General features: G+C 35.6%; 18 protein-coding genes. 12 read left to right on the top strand and 6 right to left on the bottom strand.

What is annotated here, in order from left to right:
* Nucleotides 1-830: 830 nt before the first annotated feature.
* A complete protein-coding gene (locus tag JUJ52_RS06900; protein ID WP_026683143.1) occupies nt 831-1,430 on the bottom strand; it encodes an undecaprenyl-diphosphatase in 600 nt (199 codons plus the stop codon).
* 242 nt (nt 1,431-1,672) lie between these two features.
* Here JUJ52_RS06900 and JUJ52_RS06895 point away from each other — a divergent pair, with 242 nt between their 5' ends.
* The gene (locus JUJ52_RS06895) at nt 1,673-2,236 is read left to right on the top strand and encodes a CBO0543 family protein (RefSeq protein ID WP_205388564.1); all 564 of its coding nucleotides are present in this window, start codon (nt 1,673-1,675) and stop codon (nt 2,234-2,236) included.
* Nucleotides 2,237-2,325: 89 nt separating this feature from the next.
* On the opposite strand, the gene JUJ52_RS06890 is transcribed toward JUJ52_RS06895, so the two are convergent.
* The 4 genes from JUJ52_RS06890 to lexA form a co-directional block, all read right to left on the bottom strand.
* The gene (locus JUJ52_RS06890) at nt 2,326-2,619 is read right to left on the bottom strand and encodes a hypothetical protein (RefSeq protein ID WP_226983517.1); all 294 of its coding nucleotides are present in this window, start codon (nt 2,617-2,619) and stop codon (nt 2,326-2,328) included.
* A gap of 95 nt (nt 2,620-2,714) precedes the next feature.
* A complete protein-coding gene (locus JUJ52_RS06885) occupies nt 2,715-2,900 on the bottom strand; it encodes a hypothetical protein (RefSeq protein ID WP_121605149.1) in 186 nt (61 codons plus the stop codon).
* Between the two features lie 182 nt (nt 2,901-3,082).
* Nucleotides 3,083-3,262: a polysaccharide deacetylase family protein gene (locus JUJ52_RS06880; RefSeq protein ID WP_034679961.1), complete on the bottom strand. Its 180-nt coding sequence runs from the start codon at nt 3,260-3,262 to the stop codon at nt 3,083-3,085.
* 174 nt (nt 3,263-3,436) lie between these two features.
* Nucleotides 3,437-4,060 carry a transcriptional repressor LexA gene (lexA, locus tag JUJ52_RS06875; RefSeq protein WP_121605148.1) on the bottom strand — a complete coding sequence of 208 codons (624 nt, stop codon included), beginning with the start codon at nt 4,058-4,060 and terminating at the stop codon, nt 3,437-3,439.
* A gap of 282 nt (nt 4,061-4,342) precedes the next feature.
* Here lexA and JUJ52_RS06870 point away from each other — a divergent pair, with 282 nt between their 5' ends.
* The 9 genes from JUJ52_RS06870 (at nt 4,343) to JUJ52_RS06830 (ending at nt 11,036) form a co-directional block, all read left to right on the top strand.
* Nucleotides 4,343-4,981, top strand: coding sequence for a YneB family resolvase-like protein (locus tag JUJ52_RS06870; protein WP_121605147.1), 639 nt, complete (start codon nt 4,343-4,345; stop codon nt 4,979-4,981).
* Between the two features lie 117 nt (nt 4,982-5,098).
* Nucleotides 5,099-5,335, top strand: coding sequence for a DUF896 domain-containing protein (locus tag JUJ52_RS06865; RefSeq protein ID WP_026683149.1), 237 nt, complete (start codon nt 5,099-5,101; stop codon nt 5,333-5,335).
* Between the two features lie 106 nt (nt 5,336-5,441).
* The gene (gene tkt, locus JUJ52_RS06860) at nt 5,442-7,442 is read left to right on the top strand and encodes a transketolase (protein ID WP_026683150.1); all 2,001 of its coding nucleotides are present in this window, start codon (nt 5,442-5,444) and stop codon (nt 7,440-7,442) included.
* Nucleotides 7,443-8,038: 596 nt separating this feature from the next.
* On the top strand, nt 8,039-8,497 hold the full coding sequence (sirA, locus tag JUJ52_RS06855) for a sporulation inhibitor of replication protein SirA (protein ID WP_026683151.1): 459 nt from the start codon (nt 8,039-8,041) through the stop codon (nt 8,495-8,497).
* 45 nt (nt 8,498-8,542) lie between these two features.
* Complete coding sequence (locus JUJ52_RS06850; protein WP_026683152.1) at nt 8,543-8,764, top strand: YneF family protein; 222 nt, start codon at nt 8,543-8,545, stop codon at nt 8,762-8,764.
* Between the two features lie 180 nt (nt 8,765-8,944).
* Nucleotides 8,945-9,649 carry a cytochrome c biogenesis CcdA family protein gene (locus JUJ52_RS06845; RefSeq protein WP_026683153.1) on the top strand — a complete coding sequence of 235 codons (705 nt, stop codon included), beginning with the start codon at nt 8,945-8,947 and terminating at the stop codon, nt 9,647-9,649.
* A gap of 62 nt (nt 9,650-9,711) precedes the next feature.
* On the top strand, nt 9,712-10,140 hold the full coding sequence (locus JUJ52_RS06840) for a Na(+)/H(+) antiporter subunit B (protein WP_026683154.1): 429 nt from the start codon (nt 9,712-9,714) through the stop codon (nt 10,138-10,140).
* Nucleotides 10,141-10,154: 14 nt separating this feature from the next.
* Nucleotides 10,155-10,526 (top strand): response regulator, encoded by a 372-nt coding sequence (locus JUJ52_RS06835; RefSeq protein ID WP_026683155.1) that lies wholly within the window; start codon nt 10,155-10,157, stop codon nt 10,524-10,526.
* 30 nt (nt 10,527-10,556) lie between these two features.
* Nucleotides 10,557-11,036 (top strand): CcdC family protein, encoded by a 480-nt coding sequence (locus tag JUJ52_RS06830; protein ID WP_026683156.1) that lies wholly within the window; start codon nt 10,557-10,559, stop codon nt 11,034-11,036.
* A 28-nt stretch (nt 11,037-11,064) separates the two neighbouring features.
* Here the strand turns inward: JUJ52_RS06830 and JUJ52_RS06825 are convergent, their stop codons facing one another.
* On the bottom strand, nt 11,065-11,538 hold the full coding sequence (locus tag JUJ52_RS06825) for a DUF2621 family protein (RefSeq protein ID WP_205388563.1): 474 nt from the start codon (nt 11,536-11,538) through the stop codon (nt 11,065-11,067).
* A 255-nt stretch (nt 11,539-11,793) separates the two neighbouring features.
* Here JUJ52_RS06825 and JUJ52_RS06820 point away from each other — a divergent pair, with 255 nt between their 5' ends.
* Nucleotides 11,794-12,915, top strand: a complete 1,122-nt coding sequence (locus JUJ52_RS06820; RefSeq protein WP_034679965.1) for an ATP-binding protein — start codon at nt 11,794-11,796, stop codon at nt 12,913-12,915.
* 351 nt (nt 12,916-13,266) lie between these two features.
* Entirely contained in the window at nt 13,267-15,978 is a 2,712-nt protein-coding gene (acnA, locus tag JUJ52_RS06815) for an aconitate hydratase AcnA (RefSeq protein ID WP_026683159.1), read from the top strand.
* Nucleotides 15,979-16,106 lie beyond the last annotated feature (128 nt).

Genomic DNA, 16,106 nt, shown 5'->3' with positions numbered 1-16,106 from the left:
TTACGTTACATACATCTCACATATGTCAATATAGTCAGTTAGAAAGCTATGTTGACATATAGTAGATTATTAAAGTGCTAAGAAATTTTCTTGTTTAACGTAATTTTCTGTCAATTAAGACGTAGATCACATATCGCATATATTTATACTATATATCTTTAGTTTTTAAATGTCAATAGTATATATTCCTAATAGTAATTCTTAAGAATCAGCAGGATGATAGAAGAAAGAACTTTTGTGCTGGTTTTGTACAAACAAGCCAGTTATATTCTTGATGAGGTTAATGGCAAGGGGGAGAAATTACGTAATCAATGTAGTAAGGAAAATCGGCTTTTTAAGTCTATAGATGTAAAAATTACTAGATTCTATCATCTGGTAATAGGGATAAAGCTCAAACTTTTTCTATACCAGCCTGTGTTATTAATGAATACCCTTATCTTAGGGGATTTGCAAACTCCATAATTTCTCGGTTAACTAGCAATAGATCTATTTAGTTATTCTGATAATATGTACCAAACTTCTTAGAAGGTGAAACTTCAATCAGTGGGGGGGACTTTCTTTTCACTACTGATTGTTAGTACCACAAGGATATAACTTAAAAAATTTTGCATTTACTGGAAGTGGATCCATCGCTTACCAATGTTTTTCACTTTATTGCTTGAAGTGGGGGTCTTGCTGCCAGTTATATGAAGAATAAACAGTAATGAAAAACAGAAGCTTGTAACTCTGACACAATAAAGAGAGTAAGCTTCTGTTTCTTATATTTCTATGTATAAATTAAAAACGTTAAGAAAGAGGAGTATCGCTTATTTTTATTATCCTTTTATATGTTAATGCTCTTTAGATTTCATTTTTGCTGGCAGTATTAATCGCTCTCCTTTTTCGTAAATAACTAACAATTTCCTTATAATAGTAAGCTTCGGTACTATTTGATACACAAGTATTGCAACTAGAATACTAATTATGGCTCCTACAAAGACATCTGCTGGATAATGTACACCTACCCAAATTCGTGATAGTCCTAAAATCAAGGCTAACATCATCCAAAACACCTTCGCTTGCTTTTTGAAAAGCCAGAAAGTCATACAAAAAGAAAAGAAGAATATCGTATGATCACTTGGAAAAGAATTATCTACCGTATGTTCTACAAGCTTATGGACATTAGCAAGTTCAGCAAAAGGTTGATGATTAGAATGGAATTTCCCTACAAATTTTCCGACTATTTCTGCTAACACAAACGTAATGGAGCCGCAAATAATCATAAGCTGATTGTTTTTTTGTCTTCTAAACCAGAAAATGACGATGCCTAGAACTAAAAAAAATATCATATATTCAGCAATGAACGTCATAATTGGATTTAGTATGGAAAACTCCTTACCTAGATTATTCACCATTCGAAACAAGTCAATATTCATTTGATTAAGATTCATAAAACTTTCCTCCTTAGGGTTCTGAGGAAAGTATAGTTATTTTATTTACAATATGGTATTTATTTTCCTTACATCATTCTTACAATCTTGCAAGAATAGAGTCGACGAATTGAAAAGGGGATTTGAAGAGAGCTTATTTACTTTATATATTACTATGAGCATTTTTTAATTAATCAAGTTCATTTGACTATACATAAATGGTAATAAATTACACAAGCTATGTTTATAACGGAGGGATAATAGTGACAGTTAACGAAGGATTACAACAAACAGAAAATGCTTATAATCAATTAGTTGAAGTGAATCGCTTAATGGTAGATGCTGTATTTAACGCATTTTTGTTTTCATGGCAATGGTGGCTAGGTATTGGATTATTTATCATACCTTGGCTCATTTGGTTCTTGTTTAGGAATAAGAAAAGTACAGGGCGGCTTTTAATCGGGAGATTTATCACCATCATTCTTTCATTGTTAATTGACCTTATTGCTTTATCATATGGTTTATGGTCTTATCCTATGAAATTCTCTCCAATATCACCTTTATTATTTCTTCCATATCACTTGGCAATGGCTCCCGTTGCAGTCATGTTTGTTCTACAAATTAAGCCAAACTGGAATCCGTTATTAAAAGGTAGTATTTTTGCTGCAATCGCCGCATTTGGAGGAATGAATTTATTTAATGCAATTGATTTTTATAATCCAAAGGGTTGGTCAACATTCTATGACTTTTTTATCTACTTATTTTTAATTATGATAGCGTATCTTTTTTATAATATGGATAGCTATAAAAAAATAACCGATAAATAATATAAGGATTCAAATTGAGTTTATGAAATATGTATTGTAGAGTTAGTCAAAGATTTAGCGATGAAATCAAGAAGAAAGTCTTCTTAATTTCATCGCTTATTTAACTTTGGCCTGATAAAGTCATCTACATTTTTCATTTTTCGTTTCTCTCGATTTGTTAATTTATCTAGTCTACTAACCGCCTCTTCAAATTCTTCATTGGATATTTGCTTAGAAGCTAATAGTGTACATAGCATAGCGTAGGCGATCGGTTTGGTGTCGACATGCACATTTACATCGACATCTGAATTACCGCTATGTTTAACAACGGATTTATTTGTAATGTGTTGATCTGGAAAACCGTCGTCATATGGTTTTAACGAAAATAGATTAGGTCTCTCCATTAAAAATCACTCACCTTTTAAAGGATAAGTGGGATACATAAGAATATATCCCACTATATTTTTTCTTTTTCTTCTTCTTTCTCCTTGAATCAGCATCAGAGCTGACATCTACATAGGATTCCCACTATTAGAGATTTTTGCAAAGGTACATTTCGATTCCTCGATTTTAGATCGTTGTCATTATCATTTATAATAACGTCACCACCGAAGTCATCGCCGTTTGCGTCTGTCACACCTGCTACATCATCATTTCTTCCACCACATCTACTATTTTTCCACATATTATTTCCTTCTTTTCATTGATATAATGCTAATATATTCAATGTTCATATATTTGAGATGGCTTGTGTCTTATGATAAACGTTTTATTTTGTCTGATAGCCAATTAAATGCGGTAACAATCATGTTTATGAAGGAAAAAATATGCCTTCTACTCAGAAGGCTATGTATAATAGTCTTGATTTTATGGATAAAAGAGCAATGGATTAAACTGATTAGTACTACCATAGAGGAGTAATTCAAAGACCGTTACCATTTGGTAATTCAATCTTTGAAAATAAGCCAATATGTCCTCTAATGATTCAACTGTTTGACTACGATTTCCACCAGAGTCATCCAGTAAAATAATATCCCCAGGTGTCACATTTGACTTCACATGATTGGCAATTTTTTAGCCCCTGGTCTTCTCCGGTCTTAGGGCGATTCGTGAAATCACCTCGTTTCTGGGTGCAGGAGCTAGACATGGCTCACGCCCATCTTTATCCACATAGACAAATTTTATTTCCTAGACTATAAAAAAACTGCCAATTGGCAGTTTTTAATGGATGTTTCTATATAGACCGATAACCTTACCTAGAATCGTTACGTTATCGTAAATAAGTGGTTCCATTGTTGAATTTTCAGGCTGTAAACGAATATGATCCTTTTCTTTAAAGAAACGTTTAACCGTTGCCTCATTTTCATCTGTCATCGCTACAACGATATCACTGTTGATAGCAGTGTTCTGTTGCTTTACTATTACCATGTCTCCATCCAAAATACCGGCTTCTATCATACTTTCACCTTCAATGACAAGTACAAATAAGTTATCATCTGGACTCGCACTATTGGATGGCAATGGAATAAATTCCTCAATATTCTCTACTGCTGTTATTGGAAGACCGGCAGTAACTTTTCCAATGACTGGTGCATAGCGCGCTTCATTTCTAGGTATATTATTATCTTGAGAAAGATCTAATACCTCTATAGCTCTAGGCTTAGTAGGATCTCTGCGAATAAAACCCTTACTTTCTAGCCTGGAAAGATGACCATGAACAGTTGAACTAGATGCTAGTCCAACGGCTTCGGCAATTTCACGTACAGAAGGTGGGTATCCTTTTTTTGTTACTTCATCTTTAATGTAGTCAAGTATCATTTGCTGCCTTTTCGATAGTTTAGTCATGTATTGATCACCTCGCACATAGGATTAATTATAACTAGTTTACCATCGGGTTGTTGGAAATGCAAACGTTCGTTCGAAAAACACCTTGACAAGATCGTATGTTCGTGTAATACTTAAAACAACAAGCGAACAAAAGTTCCTATACTGATAAGGAGGCCTGTTTCAATGTTCCAAAAAATAACAAAAACAGACGCATTCTACCTCATTGCTTTTGCACTAACGCTCGGATTCTTATATTATTCTATTATCACTAGTTAATTATTTTCATAGGGAGATAGTATGTTGAGGGCAATTATTTATTGCAGAGTTAGTACAGATAAGGAAACACAGGAAACGTCACTTGCAAGACAAAAGCATGAATTAATGGAATTAGCAACAAACAATCATTTAACGGTTAGTTGTTGCATCCAAGAACAAGAGAGTGGCTATAAGATTGATAGAGATGGCATTTTTCAGTTGCTTGATCTGTTTTCTGATGGAGAGGCAGACTGTTTACTCATTCAGGACGAAACTCGTCTAGGTAGAGGTAATACAAAAATAGCGCTGTTCCATCAACTACATAAATTAAACATACCCATCTATACTTCTTACCATGATGGTAAGTTAGAACTATCTGAAGCAGATTCCATGGTTCTTCAAATTGTTGGCATTGTGGAAGAATATCAGCGAAAAATACATAATGCTAAAATAAAAAGAGGTATTCAAAGAGCTATTAAAAACGGCTATAATCCTAGTAACAATTTATCCAATCAAGATAAGGCACCTGGTCGTGAGCGAAAGACTTTTCCTATTGAAGAAGTGGTACGTCTGCGGGAAAACAATCTGACATTCGAAGAGATTGCCACTACATTAAATGGATTAGGTTATTCCGTTTCGAAGGCTACGGTCCATAGAAGGTATCAGGAATTTCAAAATACTTGAATATATGATATGGTAGAGGTAAGATAAAAAGGCAAGAACACTAATTATGTTCTTGCCTTTTCTATTTTCGTACAACTACAATTTCAAAACTTTCTATATGAAACTGGAGGTTATTAGATGCTATCTAAAGATAAAATAGAACGTATAAATGTATTAGCAAAAAAAGCAAAAGAAGAAGGTCTATCTGCAGTTGAAAAGAAGGAGCAAGAAAAGTTACGTCAAGAGTACTTGCAAAACGTTCGAAGCTCATTTAAAAATCAATTTAAATCGATGACAGTTGTTGACCCAAATGGCAATGATGTAACACCACAAAAGGTAAAGGACATGCAAAATCAAGAAAAAGATAAAGAGTAAGTGTCATGGTACTTGACACACACATTGTTTTGCTTGTGGCAAACTATGTTTCGTTATAGAATAAAAAGAGTATACAAAAGCTTGGAATAGTGGAAGGAGTAATCTTATGTCGAATATGGAACAACAATCAATTAATACCATTCGTACGTTATCCATTGATGCCATTGAACATGCAAATTCTGGACATCCAGGATTACCAATGGGAGCTGCACCGATGGCATATACATTATGGACTGACTTTATGAATCATAATCCTAAACATTCAACATGGTTTAATCGTGATCGCTTTGTACTATCGGCAGGGCATGGGTCAATGCTGCTTTATAGTTTACTACATTTATCAGGATACAATGTAACCATTGAGGACTTGAAATCATTCCGTCAATGGGGTTCTAAGACACCTGGACATCCAGAAGTTCATCATACAGATGGTGTAGAAGCCACCACAGGACCGCTCGGACAAGGTATCGCTATGTCTGTTGGAATGGCAATGGCAGAAGCTCATCTTGCTGCAAAATTTAATACGGAAGATATAAATATTGTCGACCATTATACGTATGCCATTGTAAGTGATGGAGACTTAATGGAAGGAATTTCACACGAAGCCGCTTCACTTGCTGGTCATTTAGGCTTAGGTAAACTAATTGCTTTATACGATTCGAATGATATATCACTTGATGGTGATCTAAATCGTTCATTCTCTGACAACACAGAACAACGCTTCAAGGCTTATGGATGGCAAGTGTTAACTGTTGAGGATGGCAATGATGTAAACGCAATTCGAAATGCTATTAAAGCTGCGCAAACGAATAGTGAGCAACCTACACTAATTGAGATAAAAACAGTAATTGGATATGGGTCACCCAACAAATCAGCATCTGCTGCTTCCCATGGGGCTCCTCTCGGCACAGATGAAGTAAAATTAACAAAAGAATTCTATAATTGGGGACATGATGATTTTCATGTACCACAGGAAGTATACGCAGATTTTAACGAAAAAATTGTTAAGCATGGTGCTGAAGTAGAAGATAATTGGAATCAACTACTAGAAGTATATAAAGAAAGATATCCTAAATTAGCAAGCGAATTTGAACTCGCTTTAAATGGTGAATTACCTGTCGATTGGGAAAAAGACCTTCCAGTATTTGAGCCTGATAAGGATACACTAGCTACAAGAGCTTCCTCAGGTAAAGTACTGAATGCAATTGCAAAAGCTGTACCGAACTTCTTTGGTGGAAGTGCGGATCTAGCTGGCTCGAATAAAACTACAATAAATGATGAAGATGATTTTTCACGCACCAATTATGCCGGGAGAAATATATGGTTTGGCGTAAGAGAACATGCAATGGGAGCAGCATTGAATGGTATGGCATTACATGGTGGATTAAATGTGTATGCTGGAACATTTTTTGTATTTAGTGATTACTTGCGTCCGGCAGTTCGTCTATCTTCTATTATGAATACACCGGTAACGTATGTTTTCACGCATGATTCGATTGCTGTTGGTGAAGATGGGCCAACTCATGAACCGATCGAACAATTAGCTTCATTACGCGCAATGCCTGGATTATCACTTATTCGTCCAGCTGATGGAAATGAAACACAAGCTGCTTGGCGCTTGGCTCTGGAATCGACAGATACACCTACAGCACTTGTTCTTACGAGACAAAATCTACCGACATTATCTGGTACAAAAGAGCATGCTTACGAGGGTGTGAAAAAAGGTGCTTATGTTGTAAGTGATGCGGAGAAGGCAACACCTGATGCCTTGCTATTAGCAACTGGATCTGAAGTTCAATTGGCAATTCAAGCACAAGCTGAACTGAAAGAGAAGGGGATCGATGTCCGGGTTATCAGCATGCCGTCATGGGATCGTTTTAATGTACAAGCTGACTCATATAAGCAACAAATTATCCCATCTGAAGTAAAACGCCGGGTTGCAATTGAAATGGCTTCCCCATTCGGTTGGGAACGATATATCGGTGATCACGGTAAGGTTATTGGAATTGATACATTTGGTGCATCCGCAAAAGGAGAAAAAGTCATCGAAGAGTATGGTTTTACTGTGGAAAATGTTGTGAAACACGTTGAATCAATGATGGAATAACTTTAAATAAGATATAACACGTTTATAGCCAAAGAGGCTGAGACAAAAGAATGAAGAAACAATTAAAAACGAGCGATAATTAGTTGAAATTAATTATCGCTCATTTTTTGATTAGAAAAATTAAATTAGCACCTGAAATAAGTGAGACTCCAGCGGGAACAGCACGAGTCCGAAGATCCACGTGGTAACGTGTTTCTCTTTACCAAGTTAGCTGTGGGCGTTCCAGCGGAAAACGCGTATATGTTCACGGTGCGGCGAAGATCCTCCTATTGATAACATGATTATGCTTATTATGAGTAAAGAAAAGTTGTGTTTTGTCCGAGCCTCTTTTTTATCGTCTAGGAAATTGTAAAATTTGCCCATGTGGGTAAATATGGACGTGTTAAGCCGCGTCCAGCTAGTCTAACTTCTTTAGTCCAACGAAAAGCGACCGATTTGGCTGCTATTTCTTTTAGGAAATATATTTGACGTTACGCATAGTAAATATAACAATCTTATTTTTTCTGAATCGACAAAAGAAGTGCATTTTTACAATACAATCTGACATAATTTTGAAATAGAATCCGTATAATAGATTATATAGAGGGGGAGATCCTATGTATACGTATTCTATCTATTGGATTAAAGAAGAGGTCGCCAACCATTACTTCCATAAAAGTGGAGTTCTATATCGATTCTTAAAGGATTATCAAATGAACTCAGATCGAAAAGACTTAGCTATGCAGTTTAATTATATTACGTATCCATTTAGTTATAGTGAAATTATCAACCATTTAACAAACTATCGACATTTAAGAATTTTGGAGCAAAATGAAGAGAAGGGATTGAAAATTTATAGTAGGGATGCGTTTATTTCTTTACATATAAATGAAAATCAATTAAAATTTCGTTGTAAATCACTACAGGATGCAGAAGAGCTGCTTTTTCCTGTTCTAAGACAAATGCAGCGATTGCTTTTTGTAATAGGAGATAATATTCAAAATTTTGGATGGTTAGCTCCTATTCTTACACATAGCAAAAATCAGGAAGAACAAGTATTGTATTCTTTTCTTTGATTTACTATACTGTATAAGAGACAACACGAAGGAGGAAAGCTTTACATGGACACGATCTGGGTCGTACTAATTGCTATAGCAGCGTTAATTGTTGGTGTTGCTCTTGGATTTTTCATTGCTAGAAAATATATGATGAGCTACTTAAAAAAGAATCCACCGATTAATGAACAGATGCTTCGCACATTAATGATGCAAATGGGTCAAAAACCATCACAAAAGAAAATTAATCAAATGATGCGTGCAATGAACAATCAATCAGGAAAATAGGCACTTATTGATATACTTAGAAGCGTTCATAGCTGCAACCATACCCCTTGCTCTAATGGTAAGGGGTATTCTAATTTCGTATAACAACTTTAAACTTTTGGTTTATTGTCAAAAATAGGAGTCCTATGTAATCGCTTGATTTGATACAATAGATGCATTCATGCAAATAGGAGGTATATCATGTCTGACATAAATGTGTTTATCGCTTTCGGGGCTGGTTTTCTCTCGTTTATCTCGCCTTGTGTGTTACCACTTTATCCAGCTTTTTTATCTTATATTACTGGAATGAGTGTAAGTGAACTAAAAGATGATAATAAAATGCTCAATCTGAAAAGTATCTTACATACCTTATTCTTTTTATTAGGATTTTCTGCTGTCTTTATTATGATGGGATTTGCAAGCTTAAGCATCTCGCAATTCTTAATTATGTATCAAGATATCATAAGACAAGTAGGCGCCATTATTATTATTTTCTTCGGGCTTGTTATTGTCGGTGTATTAAATTTTGATTTTTTGATGAAAAATAAGAAAATAACGTTCAAAAATAGGCCTGCCGGTTTTATTGGATCATTCTTAATTGGATTAGCATTTTCTTTAGGTTGGACACCTTGTACTGGTCCAATTCTAGGTATCGTCTTAACTTTAGCAGCTAATAATCCGGACATTGGTGTGCTTATGATGGTAAGCTATATATTAGGTTTTTCCGTCCCGTTTTTTGTCTTATCTTTTTTTATCGGAAAGCTCAATTGGATAAAGAAGTACAGTACGAGACTTGTAAAAATAGGCGGTTACATCATGATCGTTATGGGGGTTGCTTTATTTTTTAATTGGATGACGGCATTAACCTCATATTTAGCAGGATTGTTTGGATTTTCTGGCTTTTAATGGATTTTCTATATGTTTTATATTAAAATAAGTAGTATATATGCTATAAAGGGGCAATAACCATGTACAAACCAAATGATCTTATATTACGCACTACCTCATCATTGATTGCCTTTATTCTTTTAGGCTTCGCTGTCTATTTATTATTAGCCGGACATAATTCTCCAGGTGGAGGATTCGTTGGTGGACTCATGACATCTGGCGCTATTTTATTAATGAATATGTCTTATGGAGCAGATGTTGTAAAAAAAGTGTTGCCAATCGATTTTACAAAGTTAATTCCAATAGGTCTTGCAATCGCTGTAGGTACTGGAGTTGGATCATTCCTTTTTAAAGCTCCTTTCTTATCACAGACCTATGATTATTATACGTTTCCGATCTTTGGGAAGATAGAACTTGCAACTGCAATGATCTTTGATATAGGTGTTTACTTGACAGTTGTTGGTGTAATGATGACAATTATATTAACAATTGCCAATGACCAAGATTAAAAGGGGGAAAAGCTATGGCCAAAATACTTGTGGTCGATGATGCTAAATTTATGCGCGTAACCCTTTCCACCATTTTGACAAGTGAACAGCATGAAGTTGTCGGGGAAGCTGAGAATGGCGAGGAGGCAATTAAGCTGTATCAAGAATTGCAGCCTGATCTAGTTACAATGGACATCACAATGCCTGTGATGAACGGCATTGATGCAATTAAGGAAATTTGTAGAATAAATAAAAATGCAATGATTATCGTATGCTCAGCAATGGGTCAGCAAAAGGTAGTGGTTGAAGCGATTGAATCAGGTGCCAAAGATTTTATCATAAAACCATTTGATGAAGATCGTGTGTTAGACACTGTAAATAGAGTGTTGAACCTAAAGAATGAGTAATTAGACGATAAGAGAGAGTGTGACTACATAATGTTTTGGTTCATAGCAAGTACGTTAGTTGCAGCATTCATGGCGATAACAATGATTTTCATTCGGTTAAAGGCATCAAAGAAACCAGCTTCCGTAAAGAAAATTATCCTACCGCCATTTTTTATGAGTACAGGAGCACTTATGTTTCTATTTCCAATGTTTCATATTAGCTGGTATCAAGTACTTGAAGCTGTAGGAGTTGGAATTTTTTGCTCCATATTTTTGATAAAGACATCGAAATTCGAAATTCGTAACCAGGATATATACTTGGTTCCGTCGAAATCATTTGTATTTATATTATTTGGTTTACTTATCTTTCGGATTATTATAAAGCTAGCGATAGGAAGTCAGATATCTGTTGGAGAAACAAGCGGGATGTTCTTTCTGTTAGCCTTCGGCATGATTGTTACATGGCGATTATCGATGCTGTACAAGTACTTACAGCTAGAGAAACAGTTGAACATGAAAATGAATACATAAAAGCGTCAGACCAAGCAGTCTGACGCTTTTATTTTTGGTGTTTCCGTTTCCAATCTTGCTCATAGTCATCTTGAGATAGTTGAAAAAATTCTTCATAGGGCTTTGTATCGATATTCTTTTGAGCTAACTTTTTACGCAAAAACTTATGGTCACGTTTCGGAGTTGCAATAATGTAGCCTTCTATTAAAACATCCTGCGTAATGGTAGTCTTATCTTTCATAAGAGCGACTTCTCCTACTTTGCTCGCGATCTTATGCTTTGCAACATCTCTAAATAATTCAGGAACTGGCGAAACCAATTCATCAAGTAGCTCCTTCTCTTCCTCTTTCCACATATTTTTTGTTTTATTAACATAATATTCTTCCCAGTCCATGATTGATTTGCCATCTTCTTTTGGTAACCGCTTGAGGAATTTACGAAACATAAAAAAACCACCAATGGCCATTAATCCAATCATAATGAATCCCCAAATGATTATTAAATAATCAACAATAACCGACATATTTTCACCTTATTCTCCTCTTTTTTACCAAAAATTCGCAGGAATGTGACAAAATTTTTAACTATTTAATTTATTTTTTCCATCACTTATAGTAAGATTAACAATAATTGGATGTTTTTTTGAAAATACATAGTCAACTATATTATAAGCTGAAACAGATTTACAAACAAGCGTCATACTATCAGAGAATAGATCATAAATATAAATTGTAGAAGAAAGGAATTGTTGAAATTTGCGAAAAAAGGGGGAAAAATGATGGGGTATGATCACGGAACCCAAAATAATGAGGAAGCTATCCACATTGCCGAAACAAAGCCGGTGCAATTGCGCTACCCACAATTATCCTCACTGCCTTCATTTATGCTTGCATGGGTAGAAAACAATTGTCATGATATCATAACTGTCTTAGATGAAGAAGGAAAAGTCATATTTAGTTCTAAGTCAACAGAGCATTTACTAGGATTTCACCCGTCTGAATTAGCGGGAAAGTTTTGGCATGAGTTGATTTCTGCTGATGACGCAAGTTATATTAAAGACAATTTTGAGCAAAGATTTTCACAAAACCAACTTTATACCATGAATATACTAAACAGTGATGGCAAGTATATTTGGTCAGAATGTTCTGTAGTAAAATTACAAGATCCACAGAAAGATGAAATTTTCTATTTATCTACTATTGCTGATATACGAGATAAAAAAGAAGCGGAAGAAATGATGATACGTTCAGAAAAAATGTCAGTTGCTGGACAACTAGCAGCTGGAATTGCGCATGAAATCAGAAATCCGCTAACATCGTTAAAGGGATTTTTGCAGTTGCTTCAAGCAGGTGTAAACAGAAAAGAAGAATATTATAATATCATGATTGATGAAATTGAAAAAATGGAGACAATTACTTCTGAGTTACTTTTTATCTCGAAACCACTGACAGATAATAAGAAAATGGAATCCATCTTAGATATGGTTCATGATGTCGTCGTATTACTACAACCTCAAGCAAAGATGAAAAATATTCATATTGAATATTCCGTATCCAGGCATGAAAGCGTATTTTGCGATCGCTCGCAAATTAAACAAGTACTAATCAATTTGGTGAAAAATGCAATTGAAGCAATGGAAGAGAGTGGTAAAATTTATTTAACATCTACATCTAGTGATACCCATGTGGAAATCAGTATAATTGACGAAGGACCAGGTATTCCAGATGAAATCATACATAAGCTCGGAGAACCATTTTTTACAACAAAGCAAAGCGGGACTGGTCTAGGTATTATGATAACGAAACAAATTCTCGAAAGGCATCAAGCTTTCTTAGAAATTGAAGCTAAAGAACAAGTGGGGAGTACTTTCCGCATTATTTTTCCATTATCCAATAAATAATCCCGATCGTTTTTTAATGTTCAAATAACAGATAGTGATTTTCTTTGAAGAATACGTACTATACAAATTAGTGCGAAGTTTGGTGAGCCTTGGTGACAAATAAAACTGAATTGCATTATTACATTATAATTTATAACTAGTAGTTGATGTATCTTGATTTTTATATAAGAAAAAATTATCACTTCACATAAATTTTTACTATATAAAGTGTTGTTTCAATGGTTTGTTTTATGTCACATTTTCCTTTAATATAGAGTAAGTGGGTAAGGTTTATATTATATTGTTAATGAAAGTGAAAAAGATGTCGTACGTTGTAATTTGTATGACATGCATGATGAAAGGGGTACAAACATGGGGAAGAGTAATTCATTTAATGCTAAAAAGCAATTTGAACTCAATGGAAAAACCTACAACTATTATCAACTGAAAACTTTAGAAGAAGCTGGATTAGGAGAAATTTCACGCTTGCCATTTTCTGTTCGTGTTCTCCTAGAATCACTTGTTCGTCAACATGATGGACATCAAATCAAAGATGAGCACGTCGAACGCCTAACTAAATGGGGCACAGAAGCAGGGAAGGGTGTAGATGTTCCATTCAAGCCTTCGCGCGTTATTTTACAAGATTTCACAGGTGTACCAGCAGTAGTAGATCTTGCTTCTTTACGCAAAGCAATGGTAGATATGGGTGGAACACCTAGTAAAATTAATCCAGAAGTACCAGTAGATCTAGTTATTGACCACTCCGTACAAGTAGATCAATATGGTACAGCAAATGCGCTAAAAGCCAATATGGATTTAGAATTTGAACGAAATGCAGAGCGTTATGAATTTCTTAATTGGGCGCAAAAAGCTTTCGATAATTATCGTGCTGTACCACCGGCTACAGGAATTGTGCATCAGGTGAATCTAGAGTATATCGCAAATGTAGTACATGGCTTAGAAGACGAAAATGGTGAGTACGTTGCATTCCCAGACACACTTGTGGGAACGGATTCACATACGACAATGATTAATGGATTAGGCGTTCTTGGCTGGGGTGTTGGCGGTATCGAAGCTGAAGCAGGTATGCTTGGGCAACCTTCTTATTTCCCTGCTCCTGAAGTAATTGGAGTTAAGTTCACTGGAAGTTTTCCGAATGGAACAACAGCTACTGACTTAGCATTGAAAGTAACACAGGTATTACGTGAGAAAAACGTAGTCGGCAAATTTGTTGAGTATTTTGGCCCTGGTTTAAAGGATATGCCATTAGCAGATCGTGCTACAATTTCTAATATGGCACCAGAGTATGGCGCAACATGTGGTTTCTTCCCAGTGGATGAGGAATCATTGAACTACTTACGTCTAACTGGTAGAGACGAAGAGCAAATTGATCTTGTAGAAAAATACTGTAAGCTAAATAACCTATGGTATTCTGCAGATCAGAAAGATCCAGAGTACACGGATCTTGTTGAGATTAATTTATCAGAACTAGAACCTAACCTTTCAGGACCGAAACGTCCTCAAGATTTAATCGCGCTATCAAATATGAAAAAAGAATTTAATAAGGCGATTACAGCACCCGCTGGAAACCAAGGCTTTGGACTTGATAAATCTGAATTCAAAAAAGAAGCAGTTGTCGAGCATCCAAATGGGAAATCATCCGTTATGAAAACAGGAGCACTTGCTATCGCAGCAATCACTTCTTGTACAAATACGTCCAATCCTTACGTAATGTTAGGTGCTGGTCTATTGGCGAAAAACGCAGTAGAAAAAGGGCTCCTCGTACCTGAATACGTAAAAACTTCATTAGCACCAGGTTCAAAAGTAGTAACCAGATATTTAGAGGATGCTGGACTAATGCCTTATTTAGACAAACTTGGCTTTAACCTAGTAGGATATGGATGCACAACATGTATTGGTAACTCTGGACCATTACGCGAAGAAATTGAGCAAGCGATTATTGATAATGACCTTACAGTATCGTCTGTTCTTTCTGGTAATCGTAACTTTGAGGGACGTATCCATCCATTAGTAAAAGCAAACTACCTTGCATCTCCACCTTTAGTAGTAGCTTACGCGTTGGCAGGTACGGTAGACATTGATCTTACGAAAGATGCTTTGGGGGCCGATAAAGATGGAAATCCAATATACATGAATGATATTTGGCCATCCATGGAAGAAATCAAGTTACAGGTAGAAAAAGTTGTTCAACCTGAGATTTTCCGTAAAGAATACGAAGATGTGTTTAGTTCGAATGAACGCTGGAATGAAATTGATACGACAGATGAACCATTATTTGAATGGGATAGTGAATCGACATATATTCAAAATCCACCATTCTTTGAAGGTCTAGCGAAAGAGGCTGACTCAGTCAAGCCACTGAATAACTTACGTGCTATTGGTAAATTTGGTGATTCTGTAACTACAGACCATATCTCACCTGCAGGTGCTATTGCAAAAGATATGCCAGCAGGTAAATTTCTACAAGATAAAGGCGTTTCACCTCGTAACTTTAACTCTTATGGATCTCGTCGTGGAAACCATGAAATTATGATGCGTGGCACATTTGCCAATATCCGTATTCGTAATTTACTTGCTCCAGGTACAGAAGGCGGCTTTACAACGTATTGGCCAACAGAAGAAGTTATGCCTATCTATGATGCAGCAATGAAGTATCAGCAAGATGGCACTGGTCTTATCGTTATTGGCGGTAAGGACTATGGAATGGGTTCTTCTCGCGATTGGGCCGCTAAAGGAACAAATTTACTAGGAATTAAAACCGTAATTGCCGAAAGCTTCGAACGAATTCATCGTTCTAATCTAGTTATGATGGGTGTGCTACCATTACAATTTGAAAATGGAGAAAGTGCAGATTCATTAGGTTTAACTGGTAAAGAAAGCTTTAGTATTGAAGTTAATGAAGATGTAAAACCACATGATTTAGTAAATGTAACAGCGGTAAGTGAAGATGGTACGAAAACAGAATTTAAAGCTGTTGCACGATTTGATAGTGATGTAGAGATTGATTACTATCGTCATGGCGGCATCTTACAGATGGTATTACGTAACAAGTTAGAAGTATAATTTTCACCTATATCTTAAAAAGCCTCTACAACGATCATAATTGTAGAGGCTTTTTTCTATAATATTATGAAGAGATAATGGTGAATTTTTTACGAACGATAACGTATGTAGCTTTACAAACCCAATTA

Origin of the sequence: Virgibacillus sp. AGTR (genome assembly GCF_016919725.2) — a bacterium.
GTDB classification, from domain to species: Bacteria; Bacillota; Bacilli; order Bacillales; family Amphibacillaceae; genus Virgibacillus; species Virgibacillus salarius.
Note: the sequence above shows the minus strand (reverse complement) of the source record. Positions and strands in the feature narration are given on the sequence as shown.